The following is a 24,178-nucleotide window of genomic DNA, read 5'->3' on the forward strand; positions in this document are numbered from 1 at the left end:
ATTTTTCGGCCTACTCGCCATCACCGCCCGAGGCGCCGCCACCCGAGACTTCACTGCGACGATGCTGCATGAACGCGTCCCGCGTAAACGAATACTTGTCGAGCGCTATTTCGTCGAGCATCTGACCGGCTCGCAAGAAAGTGGCGCGCTCGTCGACGACTCTCAAGGCGTAGAGCGAGTTTCGTGCGCCAATGTCATGCACGACCGACAGCACATCACCATAGTGATCGACAGGCAACGCGGCGGTATCGCGGACCGTCGACGGGCCAAGCAACGGCAAAACCACATAGGGCCCCGTCGGAACACCCCAGCGCCCAAGTGTCTGCCCAAAATCTTCGCGATGACGCTCGATGCCGGCTTCCGAGGCGATGTCGAGCAAGCCACCCAGACCAAAGATGGTGTTGACGTTAAGACGCATGAAAGTCTCGGCGCTGTTTTGCAGCTTGAGCTGCATCACGTTATTTGCCAGGCTCCAGACGTCTCCGAGATTGCCGAAGAAGTTGCTGACACCGGTGCGCACCATCAGCGGAAGTGTGTCGCGGTAAGCCGTCGCAACAGGGCGGAGCACAGCGCGGTCGACGCCTTCGTTAAAACGGAAAACGCTTCGGTTGAACGGCTCGAGTGGGTCGATCGGATTCGGCGCCTGGCCGCTGACAGTCGCACAACCGAACGTCGACGCAAGCACGACGGCAGCAATCGCCCATTGGGCGAAGCGCGCCGCATTTGTCGTAGCGTTTCGCGGTTGAATCGTAGTTTTCATTTTTTATTTGGAGTCGCTTGGGTCGCTGGAGCTGCTGGCGATGTGTTTCCATCTGCCGCCTTGCTGAACAAAAACTGGCTGATCAGGTTCTCGAGCACGACGGCCGACTGCGTGTCGGTGATCGTGTCGCCTGCCTGGAGATTTTTCTCGTCTGCGCCGGCCTGAATCCCGATGTATTGCTCACCCAGCAGACCGCTCGTCAAAATCTTGAGGGAACTGTCTTTCGGGAAACTGTAGCGGGTCTGTAACCCAAGCGTCACGCTTGCCTGAAAGTTCTTGTCGTCGAACGTGATCGATTCGACGCGCCCGACCACTACCCCGGCACTCTTGACCGCCGTTTGTGGTTTGAGGCCACCGATATTGTCGAAGCGGGCCGTGACGCTGTATGTCTTTTGAAAGTTAAGGCTCAGCAAGTTAGCCGATTGCAGTGCAAGAAAGAGCAGCGCCGCTGCGCCGATCAGCACGAAGAGCCCGACCCATATATCTTTGTTAGAGCGTTGCATTGATGTTGTCCTACTAGATGCTGAACATCATTGCCGTCAGCAGAAAATCGAGCCCGAGGACGGCCAGCGAAGCCACCACCACGGTGCGGGTGGTGGCGCGCGAGACGCCTTCAGGCGTGGGCTGCGCCTCGAAGCCTTGCAGCAGCGCGATGAAGGTGACCGTGAAGCCGAAAACGATGCTCTTGATCACGCCGTTACCGACGTCACGCCAGACATCGATGCCGCCCTGCATCTGGCCCCAGAAAGCACCCGGGTCGACGCCGAGCATCAGCACGCCCACCACATAGCCGCCGCCGACACCGACGGCACTGAATACCGCGGCGAGCAACGGCATGGTGATCACGCCCGCCCAGAAGCGCGGCGCCAGGATGCGCTGCACCGGATCGACCGCCATCATTTCCATCGCGCTCAGTTGTTCGCCCGCCTTCATGAGACCAATTTCAGCCGTAAGCGACGTGCCGGCGCGGCCCGCGAAAAGCAGTGCGGCGATCACCGGACCGAGCTCGCGTACCAGCGACAAGGCGACCAGCAATCCGAGCGCCTCGGAGGAGCCGTAGCGCTGCAGCGTGTAGTAGCCCTGTAGGCCCAATACGAAGCCGACGAACAAGCCGGACACGCCGATGATGGCCAGCGAATAGTTACCGAGAAAGTGGATCTGGTCGCGAACGAGGCCGAAGCGACGAAGGCTGCGCGCGCCCTGGAACAGCAGGCGCAGGAAGAGCCGCGCACCGTAGCCCAAGTTCGCCAGCTTGCTGCGCACCGCAAAACCGATGTCGGAAGGTTTCCACCAACTCATAGCGGTTCGCCCTTCACCTGGCCGAAGTCTTCTTCGACACTGACACCGGGATAGTGAAAATGCACCGGACCCTCGGGCAGCGCGTTGACGAACTGGTGCACCAGCGAATCGGCGCTCTGGCGAACGTCGCTCGGACTGCCCTGCGCGGCGATCTTGCCGTTGGCCAGCACGATCACGTGGTCGGCGATGCGAAACGTCTCGTCGAGGTCGTGCGACACGACGATGCTGGTCAGCCCCAAAGTGTCGTTCAGACTCCGAATCAGGCGCGCCGCGGTGCCGAGCGAAATCGGGTCGAGACCGGCAAACGGCTCGTCGTACATCACCAGTTCGGGATCCAGAGCGATAGCGCGGGCCAGCGCCACGCGCCGAGCCATCCCGCCGGACACCTCGCTCGGCATCAAATCTCGCGCGCCACGGAGGCCGACCGCGTCGAGCTTCATCAGCACGATGTCGCGGATCAACGCCTCTGTGAGCCGCGTGTGTTCGCGGATCGGGAAGGCGACGTTGTCGAACACGCTCATGTCAGTAAAAAGTGCGCCGAACTGAAACAGCATGCCCATGCGTCGCCGCGCCGCATACAACGCATCGGCTTTCATCAAGCCGACGTCCTTGCCATCGAGCAGCACTTGGCCGCGCTGGGCCCGCAACTGACCACCGATCAGCCTGAGCACCGTGGTCTTGCCACCGCCCGAAGCCCCCATCAATGCCGTGACCTTGCCGCGTGGCACCTCGAAAGAGACGCCATCGAGAATCGGACGCGTGCCGTAGCCGAAGACGACTTCGCGGAATTCGACGAGAGGGGGCGGAACAGGGTCCATTTAATAAAAAAAGCCGGGCGTCTCTTCAGACATTCCGGCGTGGGGTTTCCCCCATGATAAGGGGACAACCGTTGTACTGCAGCTACAGCGAGAGCAATGACTTCAACGTGGCAAGTCGCTGAACCCCATCAAGAATTCATCGACCGATCTTGCCGCCTGGCGACCCTCGCGAATCGCCCACACCACGAGCGACTGCCCGCGCCGCATGTCGCCTGCAGCGAACACCTTGGGCACGTTAGTGGCGTAGCCGCCCGTGAAATCGACCGTGGCCTTGGCATTGCCGCGTCCGTCTTTTTCGATACCGAAGGCGTCGAGCACATTGGCCACCGGATTGACGAAGCCCATCGCCAGCAATACAAGATCGGCTTTCAGAATCTGTTCGCTGCCCGCGACTTCGACCATCTTGCCGTCCTTCCATTCCACGCGGACGGTCTTGAGACCGGTGATCTTTCCTTTTTCGCCGATGAATTCCTTGGTCGAGATAGCGAACTCGCGCTCGCACCCTTCCTGGTGGCTGGAGCTGGTGCGCAGCTTGATCGGCCAATAAGGCCACGTCATCGGCCGGTTTTCTTCCTCCGGCGGCTGTGGCATGACTTCGAATTGCGTCACGCTCACCGCGCCATGACGATTGCTGGTGCCGACGCAATCTGAGCCGGTGTCGCCGCCGCCGATCACGATGACGTGCTTGCCATCGGCCCGCAGCTGACCTTTGACCTTGTCACCCGCATTGACCCGGTTTTGTTGCGGCAGGAATTCCATCGCGAAATAAATACCGTCCAGTTCGCGGCCGGGCACCGGCAAATCGCGCGACTGCTCTGATCCACCGGTCAACAGCACCGCGTCGAACTCCTTGTCGAGCTGCTCGGGCGTGACGGTTTCCTTGGCCAGGTTGACAACCTTCGAGCCCTTGCCCATCGGCTCCTTCGCAGCGCCAATGACGACGCTGGTGCGGAAGGTCACGCCCTCGGCCTTCATCTGTTCGACGCGGCGATCGATGTGCGTCTTCTCCATCTTGAAGTCCGGAATGCCATAGCGCAGCAGGCCGCCGATGCGGTCGTTCTTCTCGAAGAGCGTCACGTCATGGCCAACGCGTGCCAACTGCTGCGCCGCAGCCAGTCCGGCCGGGCCGGCGCCAACCACGGCAACCTTCTTGCCGGTCCTGTGCTTGGCCACACGCGGCTTGACCCAGCCTTCGTCCCATGCGCGATCGATGATGGCGTGCTCGATGGATTTGATGCCGATCGGGTCGTCGTTCACATTCAACACGCAGGCGGCCTCGCACGGCGCGGGGCAAATGCGGCCAGTGAACTCGGGGAAGTTGTTGGTCGAGTCGAGCACCGCAAAGGCGTTTTTCCAGTCGTTGCGGTACACCAGATCGTTGAAGTCCGGAATGACGTTGTTGACCGGGCAGCCGCTATTGCAGAACGGCGTACCGCAGTCCATGCAGCGAGCGCCTTGCACCTTGGCCTCGTCGGGCGTGAGGGCGACGACGAATTCCTTGTAGTGCTTGACGCGCTCGTCGATGGGCTTGTAGCCCTCTTCGATGCGCTCATGCTCCATGAAGCCAGTGATCTTTCCCATCGTGCTGTCCTGTCTTTTTTATGGATCGTGTCGTGGTCTGTGTGCTTGCGCGTCAGACCGCGGCCGGCGTGCGAACCGCCTTGGATTCGAGCCCCGCCTGCGCGTTGTTGCCGCTGCTGGCGAGTTCCAACTTCCGGTCGTGGATCTCGCCGAGCGCGCGCTTGTATTCGTTCGGGAACACTTTCACGAACTTGCTGCGCGCCATCGGCCAGTCGTCGAGCAGTTCGCGCGCGCGCTTGCTGCCGGTCCAGCGGTGGTGCTCTTCGAGCAGCTTGCGCAGTTGCGCTTCGTCGGTGATGCCGTTGTGCCAGATCGAGCGCTTGATGGTCGCGGTCTGCTCGGCGGTGGTCAGCACCTTTTCGAGCGTGACCATCGCCATGTTGCAGCGCGAAGCGAACTGGCCGTCTTCGTCATAGACGAAAGCCACACCGCCGCTCATGCCGGCCGCGAAGTTGCGGCCGGTCTTGCCGAGCACCGCCACCGTGCCGCCAGTCATGTACTCGCAGCCGTGGTCGCCAGTGCCTTCGACCACTGCGGTCGCGCCCGAAAGCCGCACCGCGAAGCGTTCGCCACCCACGCCGCAAAAGTAGGCCTCGCCGGTCGTGGCGCCGTACATCACCGTATTGCCGACGATGGTGTTACGCACCGCTTCGCCGCGGAAATCGAGACTTGGCCGCACCACGATGCGTCCGCCCGACAAGCCCTTGCCGGTGTAGTCGTTGGCATCGCCGATGAGGTACAGCGTGATGCCGCGCGCCAGGAACGCGCCAAACGATTGCCCGCCCGTGCCTTCGAGCTGAATGCGGATCGAATCGTCCGGCAACCCTTCAGGATGCACCCGCGTCAGCGCGCCCGACAGCTTGGCGCCAACCGTGCGGTTGACGTTGCGAACCACCTCGATGAACTGCACCTTCTCGCCCTTGTCGATGGCCGCACGCGACTTCTCGATGAGCTTGGTGTCGAGGTTGTGCTCCAGCCCGTGGTCCTGGTTCTCGACATGGAAACGCGGCACGTCGGCCGGCACGTTCGGCAGCGCGAACAGCCGACTGAAATCGAGGCCGCTGGCCTTCCAGTGAGCGATGCCCTTTTTCATGTCGAGCAGGTCGGCGCGGCCGATCATTTCGTTGACCGTGCGCATGCCCAGTTGCGCCATAATCTGGCGCATCTCTTCTGCGACGAAGAAGAAGTAGTTGACGACGTGTTCAGGCTTGCCAGAGAACTTCCTGCGCAGCACCGGATCTTGCGTGGCCACGCCCACCGGACAGGTGTTCAGGTGGCACTTGCGCATCATGATGCAGCCTTCGACGATCAGCGGCGCGGTGGCAAAACCGAACTCATCGGCACCCAGCAGCGCGCCGATCGCGACGTCGCGACCGGTCTTCATCTGGCCATCGGCCTGCACCCGCACCCGGCCGCGCAGGCGATTCAGCACCAGCGTCTGCTGGGTTTCGGCCAGGCCGATTTCCCACGGGCCGCCTGCATGCTTGATCGATGACCACGGCGATGCGCCGGTGCCGCCGTCGTGCCCGGCAATCACGATGTGATCGCTCTTGCACTTGGTCACGCCGGTCGCGACCGTGCCCACGCCCACTTCGCTCACGAGCTTGGTGCTGATCGTGGCGTGCGGTGCGACGTTTTTCAGGTCGTGAATCAGCTGCGCCAGGTCTTCGATGGAATAGATATCGTGATGCGGCGGCGGCGAGATCAGGCCCACGCCCGGCACCGAATACCGCTGCTTGCCGATGTACTCGGTCACCTTTCCGCCGGGCAACTGGCCGCCTTCGCCGGGCTTGGCACCCTGAGCCATCTTGATCTGGATCTGGTCGGCCGAAGTCAGGTATTCCGCCGTGACGCCGAAGCGGCCCGATGCCACCTGCTTGATCTTCGAGCGCAGCGAATCGTTGGCTTGCAGCGGCAAGTCGACTTCGACGTTGGCCTCGCCGATCACGCTTTTCAGCGTGTCGCCGAGCTTGATCGGGATGCCCTTGAGCTCGTTGCGATAGCGATTCGGATCTTCACCGCCCTCGCCCGTGTTGCTCTTGCCGCCGATGCGGTTCATGGCGACGGCCAGCGTCGAATGAGCTTCGGTCGAAATAGAACCCAGCGACATCGCGCCGGTGGCAAAGCGCTTGACGATGTCGGCCGCCGATTCGACCTCTTCCACCGGAATCGCTTTGGACGGATCGAGCTTGAACTCGAACAGGCCGCGCAAAGTCATGTGCCGACGGCTCTGGTCGTTGATGATCTGCGCGTATTCCTTGTACGTGCTCCAGTTGTTGGCACGCGTGCTGTGCTGCAGCTTGGCGATCGCGTCGGGGCTCCACATGTGTTCTTCGCCGCGCGTGCGCCATGCGTATTCGCCGCCGGCATCCAGCATGCTTTCCAGCACCGGATCGTCGCCGAACGCGGCGGCATGCATGCGCAGGGCTTCTTCCGCAATCTCGAAGACGCCAATGCCTTCGACGCGGCTCGCAGTGCCGGTGAAATACTTGCCGATCGTGTCGCTGTTCAGGCCGATGGCCTCGAACAACTGCGCGCCGCAGTAGCTCATGTAGGTGCTCACGCCCATCTTGGACATGATCTTCGACAGGCCCTTGCCGATCGCCTTCACGTAGTTGTAAACAGCCTTCTCTGCGGACAGGTCACCTGGCAGATCAGCGTGCATCGCCGCCAGCGTTTCCATCGCGAGGTACGGGTGCACGGCTTCGGCACCATACCCGGCCAGCACGCCGAAGTGATGCACTTCGCGGGCGCTGCCGGTTTCGACCACCAGGCCGGCGGTCGTGCGCAAGCCTTCGCGAACGAGGTGCTGATGGATCGCGCTGGACGCCAGCAAGGAAGGAATAGCAACCTGCGTCAGGCTGACCGCGCGGTCGCTGACGATCAGAATATTGCTGCCGCTTTTAATCGCGTCGACCGCTTCGGCGCAGAGCGATGCGAGCTTGGCCTCGACGCCTTCGCGCCCCCAATCGGCCGGGTAGGTAATGTCGAGTGTCGTGCTCTTGAACTTGCCCTTGGTGTGCCGCTCGATGTCGCGCAGCTTGGCCATGTCGGCGAAGTCGAGAATCGGCTGGCTCACCTCCAGCCGCATCGGCGGGTTGACCTGGTTGATGTCCAGCAGGTTGGGCTTGGGGCCTACAAATGACACCAGCGACATGACGATGGCTTCGCGAATCGGGTCGATCGGCGGGTTCGTCACCTGCGCGAACATCTGCCGGAAGTAGTTGTACAGCGGCTTGTTCTTGTTGGAGAGCACCGCCAGCGGGCTGTCGTTGCCCATGGAGCCGATGGCCTCCTCGCCGGCCTGCGCCATCGGGCTCATCAGGAACTTGATGTCTTCCTGGGTGTAGCCAAAGGCCTGCTGACGGTCGAGCAGCGATACCGCGCTAACAGGAATTTCCACGGGCGTCACAGTCGAGCCGACGCTGTCGAGCTTGATGCGCAGGTTCTCGATCCACTGCTTGTACGGCTTGGTGTTGACGACGTAGGCCTTGAGCTCGTCGTCGTCGATCATGCGACCCTGTTCCAGGTCGATCAGGAACATCTTGCCCGGCTGCAGGCGCCATTTGCGCAGGATCTTGTGCTCGGGAATCGGCAGCACGCCCGACTCGCTGGCCATGATGACCAGGTCGTCGTCGGTCACGCAGTAGCGGGATGGACGCAGACCGTTGCGGTCGAGCGTGGCGCCGATCTGGCGGCCGTCGGTGAAGACGATCGATGCCGGGCCGTCCCACGGCTCCATCATCGCGGCGTGGTATTCGTAGAACGCGCGACGCCGCTCGTCCATCGTGGTGTGCTGCTCCCACGGCTCCGGGATCATCATCATCACGGCCTGGCTGATCGGATAGCCGGCCATCGTCATCAGCTCGAGGCAGTTGTCGAAGGTGGCGGTATCTGACTGACCTGCAAAGCTGATTGGGTAAAGCTTTTTCAGGTCTGGGCCGAGCACCGGTGAGGCCATCACGCCTTCGCGCGCCTTCATCCAGTTGTAGTTGCCGCGCACCGTGTTGATTTCGCCGTTGTGCGCGACGTAGCGGTATGGGTGCGCCAGCGGCCACTTCGGGAAAGTGTTGGTAGAAAAGCGCTGATGTACCAGGCCGATGGCCGAAATGCAGCGTTCGTCCAGCAGGTCGAAGTAGTAGGTGCCGACCTGGTCGGCCAGAAGCAGGCCCTTGTAGACCACGGTGCGACTCGACATGCTCGGCACGTAGTACTCGGTGCTGTGCTTGAGCGCCAGATTCTGGATGTTGGCGCTCGCGGTCTTGCGGATCACGTAGAGCTTCCGCTCCAGCGCGTCCTGCACGATGACGTCGTTGCCACGACCGATAAACACCTGCCGCAGTATCGGTTCGGTTTTCTTGACCGCCGGCGACATCGGCATTTCGCGGTTGACCGGCACATCGCGCCAGCCCAATAGCACTTGGCCTTCGGCCTTGATGGCACGCTCCATCTCCTGCTCGCAGGCCATGCGCGACGCATGCTCTTTCGGCAAGAAGATCATGCCGACGCCATATTCGCCATACGGTGGCAACGTCACGCCCAGCTTGCTCATCTCCTCGCGGTACAGCGCATCGGGAATCTGGATCAGGATGCCGGCGCCATCGCCCATCAACTTGTCTGCACCGACTGCGCCGCGATGGTCGATGTTCTCGAGGATCTTGAGCGCCTGCGTCACGATGTCGTGGCGCTTTTCGCCCTTGATATGGGCGACGAAGCCGAGGCCGCAGGCGTCGTGCTCATTCGAGGCCGAATACAGACCGTGTTGTTCGAGATGCTTGATTTCGTCGTCCGTGGTCATGGGCGCTCCTTCATTTTTTTCGCAGGGATGTCGAGGATATTGCGATGCACAAACAATGCCAAATACTTTATTTGGGGTCAGATTCCAATTTATTCAAAAACCAGAGTTGTCGAGTTAAATAAGGGACATATCAAAAACAATAGCATCCCGGTCAATACTGGCCATGCATCGCGGGCGCTTCTACGGTGCCGGTTCGCGCACTGGTCGGCCTGCCTTTGCCTTTATGACCCGGCGCTCTGTTGTCTTCTGTAACGATTCGGCGAACGTCACATCGCCCAATGCCCATCCTTGCAGGGCAGCGTCGGTCAATGACATGGCTTCGGAGGCCGAAATTCCCCTCCGCACCAGCTCCGCATAGCCCGCCTCGCGCGCAAAAGGCGTGTTGCCGAGCAACCAGTATTGCGGAGGCGGCGTGAGCGCTTTGTCATGGCGTTGGCCAGCGTAATGCCCGTAGCTCGACCAAGCAAATTCGGCCACGTCGATCGCCGCGCCTGAACGCAATGGATTGAGGTCCATGTAGGCCATGCATCTCATCATCCAAAGCTCGGGCTGAATGACGGTCGACCGATATCGGCCTTCCCACAAGGTGCCGCTGCGGCCATGCCGGTCGTTGAACCAACGCACATAGCCTCTGCCCACAGCCTGCATCAGCTGTGGCAGACCGCTGACGGTCGAAGGCGTGAGCAGCAAATGAAAGTGGTTGTCCATCAGCACGTACGCATGCAACGCCACGCCCAATCGCGGGGCGGCGTCCGCCACGAGTGCGAGCAGTCGCTCGCGATCGATGCGGTCTGTAAAGATGGGCTGCCGGTTGTTGCCACGCTGGATCACGTGGTGCGGAAGGTCCGCCAGCGTGAGTCGAGGCAGCCGTGCCATAGCGCGCGTTCAGGGCAGGCGAAAACGAGTTTCGAGCAACGCCGACAGGCCGAACTCGCCCAGCAATCCCTTCAACCGCTCGGCCGCACTGGCTTTGAATTGACCGGTGCGGCGCGCGATGATGAGTTCGTTCTTCATGCTGTGCTCCCAGCCCACCAGCTCGGTCACGGTCACCTGGTAGCCATGCGCTTCCAGCAGCAGGCAGCGCAGCACGTTGGTGAGCTGACTGCCGATCTCGCGCGTGTGAAGCGGATGGCGCCACAGTTCTGCGAGCGGCGTGCGCGAGAGCGACAGCGCTTTCGTTTCGCGAAGGCATGCGGCCACTTCCGCCTGACAGCATGGCACCAGCACCATGAACGCCGCTTGTTTGGCCAGTCCGAAGGCGATGGCATCGTCGGTCGCGGTATCGCACGCATGCAGCGCGGTCACCATGTCGATGCGGTCGGGCAACGCCAGAGATTCAGTCGACTCGGCCACGGTCAGGTTCAAAAAGGACATGCGTCCAAACCCGAGTTGCGCAGCCAGCATGCGCGACTTCTCGACGAGCTCCGCACGCGTCTCTATGCCATACACGTGACCGTCGCCAAGCGCCTTGAAGAAAAGGTCGTAGACGATAAAACCCAGGTAGGACTTGCCAGCGCCATGGTCCGCCAGCGTCGCATGCGCGCCGCCATCGGGCAGTTCGCGCAGCAGCTTCTCGATAAACTGGAACAGGTGATACACCTGCTTGAGCTTGCGCCGCGAATCCTGGTTCAGCCGGCCTTCGCGGGTCAGGATGTGGAGCTCTTTCAGCAACTCGATCGATTGCCCAGGGCGCAGCTCTTGGAGCACATCCGCTTCGGCCTTCGCTGCTTTCCCGACCTTCGCTGTCTTGTGCGCACCAGCGGCTTTGACGAAGGTGCTCACCGGAATGAGCCTCCCGGGCCGACATCGAGCGCAGCCCATCCTTCAGCCCCAAGCGTTGTCAGCGTTTCAATGTTTCGCTCGAAGATGGCGTCCGCCTCGGGAAAGGCATCGACGGCGCGACTCACGCTCTCTTCACGTAGCAGATGCAGCGTCGGATACGGCGCGCGATTGGTGGCGTTGGCGATGTCGTCCGGTGCGGCCCCCGCGAACTCGAAGCGCGGATGAAAGCTCGCGAGCTGAAGCTCGCCGTCGAAACCGGCCCGCGCCAGGCTGCGCTCGGCACGCTGCGTGAAATCGTTGAAGTCCAAAAAATCCACCAAGGTGTTGGGTGCGATCAAAAGTGTGGTGTCCCGCTCGGAGGGCGCGCATTTCGCCAGCTCCGCCGCCTCGTGCATCAGCGCTTCCATCAAGCCGGCATCGTCATTTCCTGCCGAATAAACAGCGTACCGGATCTGCCCCTTGACGTGCACCGCCTTCGCAAAGGGACACAAGTTGAGCCCGATGACAGCACGCTCGAGCCAGTGTCGCGTATCGGCCTCTGCCTGCATCCCTGGGATTGTGGCAGCGATGCTCATGTCACGTTGATGGGTGCCCATGGGACGCTCACGCCGCACCCATCGAGGTGCGTGGGCTGCCTAGCCTGGCCGCCAGCACGATGCCCACCACCGAGCACGCCAACGTGACGACCCATGTCCATTGCCATCCCCCGACGCGATGCGCCAACCAGGCTACGACGGGCGGTGCAAGAAACTGGCCGAGCGCCGACGCCTGCTGCATCATGCCGACGGTCGTGGAAATCGTCGTGGGGCTGGGCGCCACTCGCACGGCAAGCATGAAAAGCGTCGCCGGCACCACCCCACCGCTGAGCGAAAAGAGGCACACCGCCGCATACCGAACTGCCGGCGGCAACACCACTGCGTCGACGCCGTGGCCCCATTGGGCAAACGCCACGATGCCGGCGACCGCCATGGTTCCGAAGCCAAATCGCAACACGAACGCGGGCTCGACGCCCCGCTGCAGCAGACGTCCGCCGACCAGATTGCCGATGATGTTCATCGCTGCCGCCAGAGCAGTCAGCACTGCGTTCCAACCCGCCGGCACGCCGACTTCTGCATAGATCGCCGGCAGGAAACCGATGACCGCGATCCACTGAGACGAGTACACGGCGAAGGCGAGCGAAACGCGGCGCGGGCCTGCGGCGCGCAAGGTTTCGCCGAGCCGCGACGTCCAACGTGGGCCGCCTTGCGCGCCGACCGCAGCGATCGCGCGATCGGCCGGCACCGACCGCCAAACCCAGACACAAGCACATGCTGAAACGGCGGACAAAGCCCACCACCAGCCTTGCCATCCCATCGACGCGATAAGCATCGGACCTAGCAGCAACGCGAGAGCGACCCCCAACGGCATGTAGGCGCCCCAAAAACCCATCGCCAACTTCTCTAGGCCGGCAGGGACGACGGCCCGAATGAGCCCAGGCGCGGGCATCACCGTCAGCAGAAAGCCGATGCCTTCCAATGCGCGCAGCACCATAAGCAACGGCAGCGCGTACGGCCCCGGCGTCACGCAGCCGCCGCCGATGCTGGCAAGAGTGACGACGAGCAACCCGATCAGCATGCTGCGTCGCAGTCCGATCGTGTCGGCGGCTAACCCGACCAGCAGCCCCAAAGTCATGCCGGCAGCTTGCACCAAAGACAACATAAAGCCTGCTTCCACAAGACCTATGCCGAACGTGGCCTGAAGCGCGGGCACTGCCGGCGGAAGCTTGCCGAGATGAAGCGCTGCGCCCACACCGGCCGCGATCACCGCGAACGCTGCTGCAGGTATGCGCGCCGTCGGAACGTTGGCGGGCGCTACGCCATCCATCGCTGTCCGGTCAGGCGCTCGTGCTCGCGCATCGCGAAGCGATCGGTCATGCCGGCGATGTAGTCCGCCACGGCACGATGGCGATCGGTACGGGCGGCGAACGATTCGGGCATGTCGTCCGCGCGATCGAGGTAGGCCGCGAACAGTCCGCGTACCACCGCCTGGGCGCGCTCCGAGGTCGCAGTCACCTGCGCATGACGATACAGGTTAGCGAACAAAAACCGCTTGAGTTGAATCGATTGCGCACGCATCGACTCACTGAACCGCACCAGCGGTGAAGCGCGACGCACGGCGTCCGCATCGGCCGGTGTCGCAGCAGCGAGCGCAGCTTTGGTTGCGTCGATGACGTCGTAGACCTGCGCGCTGAGCATCCGTCGAATGGTCTCGTACAGCACGCGCCGTCCGTGCAGTTGCGGATGTTCTTGCAGCGCTTCTCGCCGATACCGCTCGAACAGTTCGACCTCGGCCAGGCTTTCGACGGTGATCAGTCCCGAGCGGACTCCGTCGTCGATGTCGTGCGCGTTGTAGGCGATCTCGTCGGCCAGATTGCAGAGTTGCGCTTCAAGCGCGGGTTGTGTGCCGTCAAGAAAGCGCCGGGCCACACCATTGGGCTCTTCGGCTTCGATGCGTTCGGCGTTGGCGCGCGAGCAGTGCTTGAGGATGCCCTCGCGTGTCTCGAAGCTGAGGTTGAGCCCGTCGTACTGCGGATAGCGATGTTCGAGCGTGTCGACCATGCGCAGGCTTTGCAGGTTGTGCTCGAAGCCGCCATGCGTCCGCATACAGTCGTTGAGCGCGTCCTGACCAGCATGGCCGAAGGGCGTGTGGCCAAGGTCGTGCGCCAGCGCGATCGCTTCGACAAGGTCTTCGTTCAACTGGAGTGCACGCGCGATGGAGCGTCCCAATTGCGCGACTTCGAGCGAGTGCGTGAGGCGGGTGCGAAAGAGATCGCCCTCGTGGTTCAGGAACACCTGTGTTTTGTAGACCAGCCGCCTGAACGCGGTGGAGTGCACGATGCGGTCGCGGTCACGCTGAAAGTCATCGCGCGTGGGCGCGGGTGGCTCGTCATGCAGCCGGCCACGCGACTGCGCCGGGTCGCAGGCGTAAGGCGCGATCAGGCCTCGCAACATTGAACAAGCACCTCGCGCACCATGGCTTCAGGCGCAGCGGCCACTTTGGCTGAGCCGGGCGTGTCGATGACCACGAACCGGATCTCGCCGGCTTCCGATTTCTTGTCGACGCGCATCAGTTCGAGGTACCGCTCTGCCCCCAGGGCCGGCCCTGTGATCGGCAAGCCGGCTCGCTGAATCAAGCGGGTGAGTCGCGCGACGAACGCTGCGTCGACGCCTCCCAATTTGTGAGAAAGATGGGCCGCCATCACCATGCCGCAACCAACCGCTTCGCCATGAAGCCACTCGCCGTATCCCAGACCGGACTCGATCGCATGACCGAATGTGTGACCGAAATTGAGGATTGCCCGAAGGCCTGTTTCACGCTCGTCCTGCGCCACCACTTCGGCCTTGATCTCGCAACTGCGCTTGACCGCATGAGCCAGCGCGGCCGGCTCCAGCGCAACCAGCGCATCGACGTTGGCCTCGATCCAGTCGAAGAACACCATGTCGTAGATCGGACCGTACTTGATCACCTCCGCCAACCCGGCGCTCAGTTCGCGCGGTGGTAGCGTTTGCAGTGTGGCAAGGTCGCAGAGCACCAGATGCGGCTGGTAGAACGCGCCGATCATGTTCTTGCCGAGCGGATGATTGATGGCAGTCTTGCCACCCACCGACGAATCGACCTGCGCCAGCAACGTCGTCGGCACCTGGACAAACGGCACGCCGCGCATGTAGCTCGCTGCGGCAAAGCCGGTCATGTCGCCGACGACACCACCGCCGAGCGCGAACAGCACGGTCTTGCGATCGGCGCCGTGCCCGAGCAACGCGTCGAAGATGAGATTGAGCGTCGCCCAATCCTTGTGCACTTCGCCATCAGGCAATACGAGCGTCTCGACCCTGCGGTAGCGCTTCGAGAGCGTCGTTTTCAAGGCGGCGGCATACAGCGGCGCAACCGTCGTATTGGTGACGATCAACGCCATCGAAGCGACGGGCGCTGCGTCGAACGCATCGGGTTCGTCGAGCAGTTCGGCAGCAATCAGGATGGCGTAGCTGCGGTCGCCGAGATCGATCTCGACACGGTCACGAAGTGCTGTCTGTGGCATGGCCCTGAGTGTAGAGGTGACTGCAACGCGTCAAAGCGGCGGCGCGATCTGAGGCTGGGGCTCCGGAATGACGATGCCGGCAAGTTCCAGCTGCATCACGATGATGTTGACCAGCATTGCAACCGATGGTCTGCCCGTGTCCACGACATCGTGCGCGGTGTCTCGATACAGGGGGTCGCGCGCGTCATGCAATTCACGGAGCCGTCCCAGCGGATCGGCAACCTGCAGCAAAGGCCGTTTGACGTCGTGTCTCAGTCTGCGAAACAAATCCTCGGGCGAAGAACGCAAATAGATGACGTGAAAATGATCGCGCAGCTGCGTTCGATTGGCTTCGCGGAGCACAGCACCACCGCCCGTGGCCAGCACGCCGTGTGCGTTCGAAGCCAGATCGGCAATCGCCTGTTGTTCGATGTCCCGAAAAGCGACTTCGCCTTCACGATCGAAAAATTCGCGAATCGAGCAGCCGATGCGGTGCTCGATAACCTGGTCTGTGTCGACGAAAGGGAGCTGCAAGCGCTGACCCAGGCGCCGTCCTACTGCGGATTTTCCGGCGCCGGGCAGACCGACGAATGCGACCGCCACGCGGGTCGGCTGACGCTGCGCGCGATCAGCGCGCGGCGTTGCGGTCGGTAATCATCTTCGGGGTGATAAAGACGAGCATTTCGGTCTTGTTTGCAACGCGATTGCGCGTACGGAACAGTGCGCCAAGGTAGGGCACTTCACCGAGCACCGGTACGCGCGATTCATCGTTGGATTCGGTGAGTTCGAAGATACCACCGATCACCACAGTGCCGCCGTTCTCAACCAGCACCGACGTCTGCACGTGCTTGGTGTTGATCGCGAAACCGGCGGTCGTCGCCTGTCCGACCGTGTCCTTGTTGACGTCGAGCGTCAGGATGATGTTGCCTTCCGGCGTGATCTGCGGCGTCACTTCGAGCTTCAAGTTCGCCTTTCGGAAAGCGATCGAGGTCGCACCGCTGGACGTCGCCACTTGGTATGGCAGTTCTGTGCCTTGCTCGATCAGCGCCTTGGTCTGATCGGCGGTCACGACGCGGGGAGCGGACACCACTTTGCCCTTGCCGTCGGCTTCGAGCGCGGAGATTTCCAGGTTCAGCATCCGGGAGAAGCTGGAGTTGAAGAGGGAGATGGCGAAGGTGCCGGGTGCATTGCCAGTACCGCTGGGGCTGGTCGCGGGCAAATTGATGAAGTTCGAATTGGTGAACGTAGTGAGCGCGCTGCCAGCAGTGGTCGCGGTCGCAGGCGTCACGGTCGGCCCCACGCCGAGGTTGCCGAAAACGCGATTGCCGTTGTTTGATCCGACAACGCCGCCACCGATGCCACCACCGAGCCGCACTCCAAGCGATTTGCCGAAGGTGTCGGATGCTTCGACGATCCGTGCTTCGATCAGAACTTGGCGAACCGGAATGTCCAGCTTGGTGATCATTTCAGCGACCTGAGCCAACCGCGCCGGAATATCGGTCACGAACAGCTGATTGGTACGCGGCTCGGCAATCACGCTGCCGCGCGCTGTCAACAGGCGCGCGCTGCTAGAACCAGAACCGCCGCTTGCCGACCCCGAACCGGTGATCTGTCCTTGCAAGTCCACCGCTTTGGTGTAGTTCAGCTGGAACGATTGCGTGCGCAACGGTTCGAGATTTTCGATCGCCGCCTTGGCTTCGAACTCCACCTTCTCCTTGGCGTTGATTTCGTCTTTCGGCGCGATCCAGAGCACGGTGCCGTTCTTGCGCATGCCCAGGTTCTTGGCCTGCATGATGATTTCGAGGGCTTGGTCCCAAGGCACGTCTTTCAGACGCAGCGTCAGGGCGCCGGTCACCGAATCCGACGTCACGATATTGAAGTTCGTGAAGTCCGCGATAACCTGGAGTAGCGAGCGAATTTCGATGTTCTGGAAGTTCAGCGACAGTTTTTCGCCGTTGTAGCCCACACCTTGCGTCAGCTTCGTCGGGTCGACCTTGCGGGGACGCACTTCGACGACAAATTGGTTCTCGCTCTGGTAGGCGCTGTGCTCCCACTCGCCGCGCGGCTCGATGACCATGCGAACACGATCGCCGGCTTGTTGGGTGGTGATGAGTTGTACCGGCGTACCGAAGTCGGACACGTCGAGGCGACGGCGAAGGCCTTCAGGCAACGTCGACTTGGTGAATTCGACCACCAGGTTCTTGCCTTGCTGCTTGATGTCGACGCCGACCTGGTTGTTCGCCAGATCGACGATCACACGCCCTGTGTTGTCGGCGCCGAGCCGGAAATCGACATCACGCAGCGGCACCATGTCGCGGTTGCGGTTCTCAGCGAAGGACGACTGGGTCGAAGCAACCAATGCGGTACCTGCCACCGGCTCGAGCGACACGATCAGGGACTTGCCCTGGATCTCGGTCTTGTATGCGGTCGCCTGCTTGAGGTTCATAACCAGACGCGTCCGATCGCCTGCCTGGACAACGTTCACAGAACGCAAGTTACCCTGGTTGACATCGACAGTGGAACGACCGATGGCATTGGTGATGCCCGGGAAATCAAGCGCAATGCGCGCAGGCGCCTGGATGACGAAGCCGGTTGGCACCGCCGACAACGGCTGGGTCAAATCGATGCGGATGACTTCCGTGCCCGACTGGACCGAACTTGTGATCGATTCAATGGCGTTTTGCGCTTGCGCGATGGCAGCCACTCCAAGCGCCACGAGGGTCACGCTGGTGGCGCGCAGCCACCGAGCAAGCACTGTTTTTTGTCGGTTCATTTTGCCTTCTCTTGCAACTGCAACTTCGCCACGCGTTCGATCCACTCACCGGCGGCGTCCTGCACGATTTCACGCAGGCCGAGTTCGGTTTCACTGATATTGGTAATGCGGCCGTAGTTAAGGCCAAGGTGATTGCCCACACGCACCTGGTAAAGCAGCTTGTCAACGCTCACGAGCGCAACCGGCTGCCCATTGCGGGTCAGGCTACCGACCATCGCCATCGAATCCAGCGGAAACGCTTCAAGCGATTCTTTCCGACGGGAGAGCTCCGGTGCGATCAAGCCCGAGCTGCTCGGCTGGCTCGAATCGCGACGCAAAGCCTGCGTCAGCTTCTGTATGTTGAAGGGCTCGAACGAAGCCGCCTCTGTGTAGGCCTGCGGGGTGAATTTCTTGGGCTCGGAAATCGGCGGCACGGTCGGCTTGACCTGCGCGCGCTGCTCCGCCATCCAGCGCTGGAGATCGTCCCGGTCGGAGTTGCCGCATGCCGTAAGCGCAAACGCCGCGGCACCTATGCATAGCAAGGCACGCGCGCTCATTTCTTGACCTTTGCTGCAGCTGCGGCGGCAGCGCGTTGGGAAGCCTGCTCGTCAGGATCCAGGTAGCGGAACGTACGCGCAGTGGCGTCCATGGTGAGCCCGCCATCTTTCTGCGGCGTTATCGCCAGATTGTTCAGCGTCACGATGCGAGACAGGTTGGCGACGTCGGCGGCAAAGGCGCCCATATCGTGATAGCGCCCGGTCACCTTCAGCGCGATAGGCAGTTCAGCGTAATAGTCCTTCACTACGATTTGCCCAGGGCGGAACAGCTCGAACTGAAGACTTCGACCTAATCCGGCTTGGTTGATGTCCGACAACAAAGCGTCCATTTCAGCTTTGCTGGGCAGCTGCTTCTCAAGCAACGTCACGTATTGCTGGACCTGCTCGCGCTGCTTTTTAAGAAGGTCGAGGTTTGCTGCCAGTGCGACCTTCTTTTGAAAGTCGACGCGCAGAGCCACTTCCTTCGCGCGCTCTGCCTCCAACTCGTCATTTGAGTTTGTCAGCCAGACGAACCAGAGCGCCGCAAGCACGGCGATGACCACCGCAATGAACAGCGCGAAGCGTGGCGCTAATGGCCACATCGAAGGATCGTTAGGGTTCAGTCCGCGAAACTGATCACCGAACCGCCGCATGGAAGCGGCGAAATCGATATTGCGTGTGGGGCGTCGTGTTGCCATGGCTTCCTACCCCTTTGCAGCGGCCGATGCCACTGGTGCGCCAGGTGCGCCCTTTTCCACATCGGTCGGTCGCTTGACGCCGATGCGCATGGTGAAGTTAGCCACCCGACGCTGGTCGCGCGGTGTGAGGTTCACGCTGGCGGACGTGATTTCGACCAGTTCCGGCTTGACAAGCCAGGGGCTGTTGTTGCCCAGGTTGCGCAGCAGTTCAGAGACGCGTTCGTTCGACTGCGCCATGCCTTGCAACGTCACCGTCTGGTTGTCCTGCTTCATGCTGGTGAGGTAAACCCCATCCGGTAACTGGCGGACCAATTCGTTGAGCAGATGCACCGGCAGATTGCGATCGCCCTGCAAATCTTCTACGGCGGTCTGCCGCGCGCGCAGTGCTGCGATTTCAGATTGGAGCGTCGAGATTTCCTTGATCTCGCTTTCGAGCTTGGTGATCTCGGAATGAAGATACGTGTTCTTGGACTGCTGACCCGAAATTTGCGTTTGGTACCAAACGTAGGCGCCGCCGGCAAGCAGCACGCCGAGCAAAGCAGCCGCGCCCAGCGAGGCGTAGAAGGTCTCTTTCCGGCGTTTGCGAGCCGCTTCGCGGTGCGGAAGCAGGTTGATCAAAATCACTGCAAGAACCTCCGCATCGCCAAACCGCAAGAAGTCAGGTAGGAGGGCGCTTCACGACGCACCTTCTTCTCCCTGATATTTGCGCCGATTTCCATGCCGTCGAAGGGATTGACCAACGAACATGCAAACGAAGTTTGACGGGTGACGGCACTGGTCAAGCCGGGCAAAGCAGCCGAACCGCCGGCCAAAAGTACGTAGTCGACACGGTTGTGCGGCGTACTGGTGAAAAAGAATTGAAGCGCCCGCGCAATTTCCTGCGCAATGCTGGCCACGAAAGGCCGGAGCACGCCGGAACCGTAGTCGTCAGGCAGATCGCCGCTGCGCTTTTTGGTTTCAGCCTCTTCTGCCGAAAAACCGTATTGCCGCACGATCAATTGAGTGAGTTGAGCGCCGCCGAAAGCCTGATCCCGGTCATACAGCACTTCCTGATTCCGAAGCACCTGCATGCTGGTAGTGAACGCGCCGACTTCGAACAGCGCGACGACGGCGTCGCGGCCTTGACCGGGCAACTGCTCGATCAACCTTGCAGTTGCAAGGCGAGAAGCATAAGACTCGACATCCAGGATCATTGCTTTCAGGCCGGCAGCTTCTGCCAGACCCTGACGATCCTGTACTTTCTCCTTGCGGGATGCCGCGATGAGCACCTCGACGTCTCCCGTGGAGTTGGCGCTCTGCCCCATCACGCAGAAGTCAAGACTAACTTCGTCTAGGGAAAAGGGAATGTATTGGTTGGCTTCGGACTCGACCTGCAGTTCGAGTTCCTGCTCGCTCATACCGCCCGGAAGTACGATCTTCTTGGTGATCACGGCAGAAGGCGGCAAAGCCAGTGCGACGTTTTTAGTGCGGGTGCCGCTTTTACGGACCACGCGGCGCACGGCTTCAGCAACTTCGTCGAACTTCTCGACGTTGCCGTCGGTGATCCATCCGCGTTCCAGCGGTTCGATGGCGCAACGTTCCAGCACCAGTTTCCCGGTGGCATCGCGACCGAGTTCTACCAGCTTGACGCTGGACGAACTGACGTCCAAGCCAAGCAGTGGCGCAGGCTGCCGGCGAAAAAGCGATCCCAAGTCGGTCAAGTTACGGTCCTGTCGGTTGTAACGATTGGAAATATTTGCGAGTGGTTGCATGCTATCAGCAACAATCACCGGCAACAAAGCTGAAGAAGGTGTAGAGCGCGCATCCGTTGTCAAAAGGTCACGAGACCTGCAACAAAGGTCACGAATTTTCGCGGCCGACTTTATGCGCCGCGGCGCTTTCAATACGGCGCATTTCACTTTTTATAATGCGCGGTGACTCCATCCCGCTCAATGCCCGACTCAACACGCCCCGACGGGCCCCGCAAGCCTGCTCCAACTCCTAAAAGGTCGGTATGGCTGACCTGGCTTTTGCGGATCATTTTCTGGACATTGGGGCTTGCTGTTGCCGCAGTGGTGTTGATTCTGTGTGTGATCGCCGTCGCGTTGGCGGTGGCATATCCCAACCTTCCAGACATTTCCGAGCTCTCTGACTATCGACCCAAGTTGCCGCTGAGAGTCTTCTCTTCGGAAGGCACGCTGATCGGCGAATTCGGCGAAGAACGCCGGAACCTTACCCCGATCGCCACCATCCCGAAGGTGATGAAAGACGCAGTCCTCGCGGCCGAAGATGCCCGCTTCTATGAACATGGCGGCGTCGACTACAAGGGCGTGGTTCGCGCCGGACTGGCCAACGTCAACCGCGTGAAAAGCCAGGGCGCCTCCACGATCACGATGCAGGTGGCGCGCAACGTGTACTTGAGCTCGGAAAAGACGCTCACCCGCAAGATCTATGAGATCTTGCTGACCTTCAAGCTCGAGCACATGCTGAGCAAGGACCAGATCTTCGAGATCTATCTGAACCAGATCTATCTGGGCAACCGCGCCTACGGCTTCGCGGCCGCCTCGGAGGCTTACTTCGGCAAGCCGCTGCAAGATATTTCTATCGCGCAGGCCGCCATGCTGGCAGGGTTACCCAAGGCGCCGGGCGCCAACAACCCCGTCAACAATCCGTCTCGCGCGCGCGGCCGACAGCTGTACGTGATCGACCGCATGCAGGAAGCAGGATTCATCACAGCCGACCAGGCGGCAGTGGCAAAGAAAGAAGACCTTCAGCTTCGCGACGGGCAGGACACGACCCGGCTGCACGCCGAATATGTGGCCGAGACCGTGCGTCAGCTGATGTACGCGCAATACGGAGACAGCACCTACACACGCGGCCTCAAGGTCTACACCTCGCTCGTGGCCGCTGACCAGGCAGCCGCTTACAAAGCGCTGCGCAAAGGCATCATGGATTTCGAGCGCCGCCAGATCTACCGCGGCCCCGAGAAATTCGTCGACTTGCCGGGCGACCCGAAGGAATTCGACGAAGCTATCGACGACGCGCTCAGCGACCATCCGGACAACGGCGACTTGCTTTCGGTGGTCGTGCTCAAAGCTTCGCCGAAAGAAGTCAATGCGGTGCGCGCCGATGGCGAGGCGGTTCAGATCACCGGCGAAGGCCTGAAGCTGCCGCAATCCGGACTGTCCGACAAGGCACCCCCCAACATCAAGATTCGCCGTGGTGCAGTGATCCGTGTTGCCAAGACCCCCAAGAACACTTGGGAAATCACCCAGCTGCCAGAGGTCGAAGGCGCGTTCGTCGCGCTCGATCCGCGCGATGGCGCGATCAAGGCGATGGTCGGGGGCTTCGACTTCAACAAGAACAAGTTCAACCACGTCACCCAGGCATGGCGACAGCCGGGCTCCAGCTTCAAGCCCTTCATCTACTCGGCGGCGCTCGAAAAAGGCTTCTCGCCGGCGACCGTCATCAACGACGCCCCGCTCTTCTTCGATGCCGGCACCACAGGCGGTCAGCCGTGGGAGCCCAAGAACTACGACGGCGGCTTCGAAGGGCCGATGTCGATGCGCCGGGCGCTGATGAAGTCGAAGAATCTGGTCTCGATCCGCATCCTGCAGTCGATTGGCACTCACTATGCGCAAGACTGGATCACCAACTTCGGCTTCGACCGCGAAAAGCATCCGGCTTATTTGCCGATGGCGCTCGGCGCCGGTTCGGTCACACCGATGCAGATGGCGACGGCGTATTCGGTGTTCGCCAATGGCGGCTATCGTGTCAACCCGTATCTCGTGACCCGAGTCACCGATCACAAGGACAAGGTGCTCGTCGAAAAGCAGCCGCCGCTGTTGAACGAAACCATCCGCGCAATTCCTCAGCGCAATGCCTGGATGATCGACAGCCTGCTGCAGTCAGTGGCCAGCGGCGGGACCGCGGCCAAGGCACAGGCGACGCTCAAGCGCACCGACATTTATGGCAAGACCGGTACCACCAACGATTCGCTCGATGCCTGGTTTGCCGGCTTCCAACCGACCATGGCAGCCATCGCCTGGATGGGTTACGACACGCCTCGCAAGCTCGGCGACCGCGAGACGGGCGGCGGGCTGAGTCTGCCGATCTGGATCTCGTATATGGAGACTGCCCTCAAGGGCGTCCCGGTGGCCGAGCTTCCCCCGCCATCGGGCGTGGTCAACGTCGGTGGCGAGTGGTACTTCGACGACTACGCGCCAGGCCGTGGTGTGGCGAGCCTGGGTCTGGACACGGCGCCGGTGGTGCCAGCCGAGGCGCTCACCGGCGCGCCCGTTGCGCCGACGCCGCCACCCGAAGAGCGCAATCGAATCCTGGATCTGTTCCGGAACTAGGCTGGGTTCGTTCGATCGGCAGTTAGTCGGCGGTGAACTCGAGCGGCAGCCCCGCTTGCGTGCTGGCTTCTTCTGAAAATTGCGAGAACAACTCTCTGCCGGTCTTGGTGTCGACCCAAGCCGCGCCATCGTGACGATAGTGATAGCCGCCCGACCGCGCCGCGAGCCAGATCTCTTTCAACGGCGCTTGCAGGTTCACGATCAACTGGCTTGCGTTGGGAAAAGTGATCGTGATCATTCCCCCGACACGCTGGTTGTCGATGTCCGCATCGGTCGCGTCGTTGATACGATCGCAAGCTTGCTCGATGGCGGCGAGCGCGGATTCAGCGCGGTCCAGATATTCGAGGTCGGTCATTACAATTTCGCCATGTTGAATGTTCTCCAAATTCTAGTGAGCGACCACGGCCGCGACCTGCACAGGGTGTGCAGAAGCCGCCATACGGCTCGCGCGTCGATGTTCGCTGCTGTATTGTGCGCGGCGTCACTGGTCGTACTGAGCGGCTGCGGTCAGCGCGGACCGCTCTATCTTTCCAAGGATGCGGCAGCCAAGAATCGCGCAACCCTGCCCGACCTTTTGACGCCACGCTTGCCTGGCTCGACGGATGCCCCGATTGCAACGCCGGCAACGCCAGAACCGCGCGGCACTGAGGCAACTCCGGGCGCAACCGGAACACGAGCCACGACGACCACGCCCGGATCGCCTGAAACAAGCGAGACCACCAAGTGACGTCAGAGCTCCAGGAAACCACGACGCTTCCAGGCC

General features: G+C 61.4%; 21 protein-coding genes. 2 read left to right on the plus strand and 19 right to left on the minus strand.

Translation table 11 applies throughout. The features are described 5' to 3' along the window. Positions 1-10 precede the first annotated feature (10 nt). From QN413_RS00250 to QN413_RS00335, 18 genes are all read right to left on the minus strand, one after another. Entirely contained in the window at positions 11-760 is a 750-nt protein-coding gene (locus tag QN413_RS00250) for a VacJ family lipoprotein (RefSeq protein WP_323494683.1), read from the minus strand. Beyond that, complete coding sequence (gene mlaD, locus QN413_RS00255) at positions 757-1,263, minus strand: outer membrane lipid asymmetry maintenance protein MlaD (protein ID WP_323494684.1); 507 nt, start codon at positions 1,261-1,263, stop codon at positions 757-759. The genes QN413_RS00250 and mlaD overlap by 4 nt, the downstream gene beginning before the upstream one ends. Before the next feature lie 13 nt (positions 1,264-1,276). Beyond that, positions 1,277-2,059 (minus strand): lipid asymmetry maintenance ABC transporter permease subunit MlaE, encoded by a 783-nt coding sequence (mlaE, locus tag QN413_RS00260; RefSeq protein WP_323494685.1) that lies wholly within the window; start codon positions 2,057-2,059, stop codon positions 1,277-1,279. Further along, on the minus strand, positions 2,056-2,877 hold the full coding sequence (locus QN413_RS00265) for an ABC transporter ATP-binding protein (RefSeq protein ID WP_323494686.1): 822 nt from the start codon (positions 2,875-2,877) through the stop codon (positions 2,056-2,058). The genes mlaE and QN413_RS00265 overlap by 4 nt, the downstream gene beginning before the upstream one ends. Before the next feature lie 102 nt (positions 2,878-2,979). Continuing rightward, positions 2,980-4,458 carry a glutamate synthase subunit beta gene (locus QN413_RS00270; protein ID WP_323494687.1) on the minus strand — a complete coding sequence of 493 codons (1,479 nt, stop codon included), beginning with the start codon at positions 4,456-4,458 and terminating at the stop codon, positions 2,980-2,982. A 52-nt stretch (positions 4,459-4,510) separates the two neighbouring features. Continuing rightward, complete coding sequence (locus tag QN413_RS00275; protein ID WP_323494688.1) at positions 4,511-9,256, minus strand: glutamate synthase-related protein; 4,746 nt, start codon at positions 9,254-9,256, stop codon at positions 4,511-4,513. 180 nt (positions 9,257-9,436) lie between these two features. Then, positions 9,437-10,132 (minus strand): transposase, encoded by a 696-nt coding sequence (locus tag QN413_RS00280; protein WP_323494689.1) that lies wholly within the window; start codon positions 10,130-10,132, stop codon positions 9,437-9,439. Between the two features lie 9 nt (positions 10,133-10,141). After that, positions 10,142-11,038 (minus strand): class I SAM-dependent methyltransferase, encoded by an 897-nt coding sequence (locus QN413_RS00285; protein ID WP_416352110.1) that lies wholly within the window; start codon positions 11,036-11,038, stop codon positions 10,142-10,144. Beyond that, positions 11,035-11,613: a DUF1415 domain-containing protein gene (locus tag QN413_RS00290; RefSeq protein ID WP_323494690.1), complete on the minus strand. Its 579-nt coding sequence runs from the start codon at positions 11,611-11,613 to the stop codon at positions 11,035-11,037. The genes QN413_RS00285 and QN413_RS00290 overlap by 4 nt, the downstream gene beginning before the upstream one ends. A gap of 28 nt (positions 11,614-11,641) precedes the next feature. After that, complete coding sequence (locus QN413_RS00295; RefSeq protein ID WP_323494691.1) at positions 11,642-12,901, minus strand: MFS transporter; 1,260 nt, start codon at positions 12,899-12,901, stop codon at positions 11,642-11,644. Then, positions 12,889-14,028 carry a deoxyguanosinetriphosphate triphosphohydrolase gene (locus tag QN413_RS00300; protein WP_323494692.1) on the minus strand — a complete coding sequence of 380 codons (1,140 nt, stop codon included), beginning with the start codon at positions 14,026-14,028 and terminating at the stop codon, positions 12,889-12,891. The genes QN413_RS00295 and QN413_RS00300 overlap by 13 nt, the downstream gene beginning before the upstream one ends. After that, positions 14,013-15,113 carry a 3-dehydroquinate synthase gene (gene aroB, locus QN413_RS00305; RefSeq protein WP_323494693.1) on the minus strand — a complete coding sequence of 367 codons (1,101 nt, stop codon included), beginning with the start codon at positions 15,111-15,113 and terminating at the stop codon, positions 14,013-14,015. Before aroB ends, QN413_RS00300 begins: the two co-directional genes overlap by 16 nt. Positions 15,114-15,143: 30 nt before the next feature. Beyond that, positions 15,144-15,695 (minus strand): shikimate kinase, encoded by a 552-nt coding sequence (locus tag QN413_RS00310; protein ID WP_323494694.1) that lies wholly within the window; start codon positions 15,693-15,695, stop codon positions 15,144-15,146. Between the two features lie 25 nt (positions 15,696-15,720). Next, on the minus strand, positions 15,721-17,865 hold the full coding sequence (gene pilQ, locus QN413_RS00315; protein ID WP_323494695.1) for a type IV pilus secretin PilQ: 2,145 nt from the start codon (positions 17,863-17,865) through the stop codon (positions 15,721-15,723). Continuing rightward, entirely contained in the window at positions 17,862-18,401 is a 540-nt protein-coding gene (locus QN413_RS00320; protein ID WP_323494696.1) for a pilus assembly protein PilP, read from the minus strand. The genes pilQ and QN413_RS00320 overlap by 4 nt, the downstream gene beginning before the upstream one ends. Next, positions 18,398-19,078 carry a type 4a pilus biogenesis protein PilO gene (locus QN413_RS00325; protein WP_323494697.1) on the minus strand — a complete coding sequence of 227 codons (681 nt, stop codon included), beginning with the start codon at positions 19,076-19,078 and terminating at the stop codon, positions 18,398-18,400. Before QN413_RS00325 ends, QN413_RS00320 begins: the two co-directional genes overlap by 4 nt. 6 nt (positions 19,079-19,084) lie before the next feature. Continuing rightward, positions 19,085-19,702: a PilN domain-containing protein gene (locus QN413_RS00330; RefSeq protein ID WP_323494698.1), complete on the minus strand. Its 618-nt coding sequence runs from the start codon at positions 19,700-19,702 to the stop codon at positions 19,085-19,087. Beyond that, positions 19,699-20,778 carry a pilus assembly protein PilM gene (locus tag QN413_RS00335; protein WP_187054894.1) on the minus strand — a complete coding sequence of 360 codons (1,080 nt, stop codon included), beginning with the start codon at positions 20,776-20,778 and terminating at the stop codon, positions 19,699-19,701. Before QN413_RS00335 ends, QN413_RS00330 begins: the two co-directional genes overlap by 4 nt. A gap of 231 nt (positions 20,779-21,009) precedes the next feature. Here QN413_RS00335 and QN413_RS00340 point away from each other — a divergent pair, with 231 nt between their 5' ends. Further along, positions 21,010-23,415, plus strand: a complete 2,406-nt coding sequence (locus QN413_RS00340; protein ID WP_323494699.1) for a penicillin-binding protein 1A — start codon at positions 21,010-21,012, stop codon at positions 23,413-23,415. A gap of 22 nt (positions 23,416-23,437) precedes the next feature. Here the strand turns inward: QN413_RS00340 and cyaY are convergent, their stop codons facing one another. Beyond that, positions 23,438-23,770 carry an iron donor protein CyaY gene (cyaY, locus tag QN413_RS00345; protein WP_323494700.1) on the minus strand — a complete coding sequence of 111 codons (333 nt, stop codon included), beginning with the start codon at positions 23,768-23,770 and terminating at the stop codon, positions 23,438-23,440. A gap of 99 nt (positions 23,771-23,869) precedes the next feature. Between cyaY and lptM the strand changes: the two genes are divergently transcribed. Then, entirely contained in the window at positions 23,870-24,142 is a 273-nt protein-coding gene (lptM, locus tag QN413_RS00350; protein ID WP_323494701.1) for an LPS translocon maturation chaperone LptM, read from the plus strand. Positions 24,143-24,178: the final 36 nt, after the last annotated feature.

Origin of the sequence: Variovorax sp. LG9.2 (genome assembly GCF_035018885.1) — a bacterium.
Classification (GTDB): Bacteria; Pseudomonadota; Gammaproteobacteria; order Burkholderiales; family Burkholderiaceae_C; genus Variovorax.

What these genes read in the sequence shown, in the direction of transcription:
- QN413_RS00250 (WP_323494683.1), bottom strand. Translation starts at nt 760, where the DNA reads ATGAAAACTACGATTCAACCGCGAAACGCTACGACAAATGCGGCGCGC.
- mlaD (WP_323494684.1), bottom strand. Translation starts at nt 1,263, where the DNA reads ATGCAACGCTCTAACAAAGATATATGGGTCGGGCTCTTCGTGCTGATC.
- mlaE (WP_323494685.1), bottom strand. Translation starts at nt 2,059, where the DNA reads ATGAGTTGGTGGAAACCTTCCGACATCGGTTTTGCGGTGCGCAGCAAG.
- QN413_RS00265 (WP_323494686.1), bottom strand. Translation starts at nt 2,877, where the DNA reads ATGGACCCTGTTCCGCCCCCTCTCGTCGAATTCCGCGAAGTCGTCTTC.
- QN413_RS00270 (WP_323494687.1), bottom strand. Translation starts at nt 4,458, where the DNA reads ATGGGAAAGATCACTGGCTTCATGGAGCATGAGCGCATCGAAGAGGGC.
- QN413_RS00275 (WP_323494688.1), bottom strand. Translation starts at nt 9,256, where the DNA reads ATGACCACGGACGACGAAATCAAGCATCTCGAACAACACGGTCTGTAT.
- QN413_RS00280 (WP_323494689.1), bottom strand. Translation starts at nt 10,132, where the DNA reads ATGGCACGGCTGCCTCGACTCACGCTGGCGGACCTTCCGCACCACGTG.
- QN413_RS00290 (WP_323494690.1), bottom strand. Translation starts at nt 11,613, where the DNA reads ATGAGCATCGCTGCCACAATCCCAGGGATGCAGGCAGAGGCCGATACG.
- QN413_RS00295 (WP_323494691.1), bottom strand. Translation starts at nt 12,901, where the DNA reads ATGGATGGCGTAGCGCCCGCCAACGTTCCGACGGCGCGCATACCTGCA.
- QN413_RS00300 (WP_323494692.1), bottom strand. Translation starts at nt 14,028, where the DNA reads ATGTTGCGAGGCCTGATCGCGCCTTACGCCTGCGACCCGGCGCAGTCG.
- aroB (WP_323494693.1), bottom strand. Translation starts at nt 15,113, where the DNA reads ATGCCACAGACAGCACTTCGTGACCGTGTCGAGATCGATCTCGGCGAC.
- pilQ (WP_323494695.1), bottom strand. Translation starts at nt 17,865, where the DNA reads ATGAACCGACAAAAAACAGTGCTTGCTCGGTGGCTGCGCGCCACCAGC.
- QN413_RS00320 (WP_323494696.1), bottom strand. Translation starts at nt 18,401, where the DNA reads ATGAGCGCGCGTGCCTTGCTATGCATAGGTGCCGCGGCGTTTGCGCTT.
- QN413_RS00325 (WP_323494697.1), bottom strand. Translation starts at nt 19,078, where the DNA reads ATGGCAACACGACGCCCCACACGCAATATCGATTTCGCCGCTTCCATG.
- QN413_RS00340 (WP_323494699.1), top strand. Translation starts at nt 21,010, where the DNA reads ATGCCCGACTCAACACGCCCCGACGGGCCCCGCAAGCCTGCTCCAACT.
- cyaY (WP_323494700.1), bottom strand. Translation starts at nt 23,770, where the DNA reads ATGACCGACCTCGAATATCTGGACCGCGCTGAATCCGCGCTCGCCGCC.
- lptM (WP_323494701.1), top strand. Translation starts at nt 23,870, where the DNA reads ATGTTCGCTGCTGTATTGTGCGCGGCGTCACTGGTCGTACTGAGCGGC.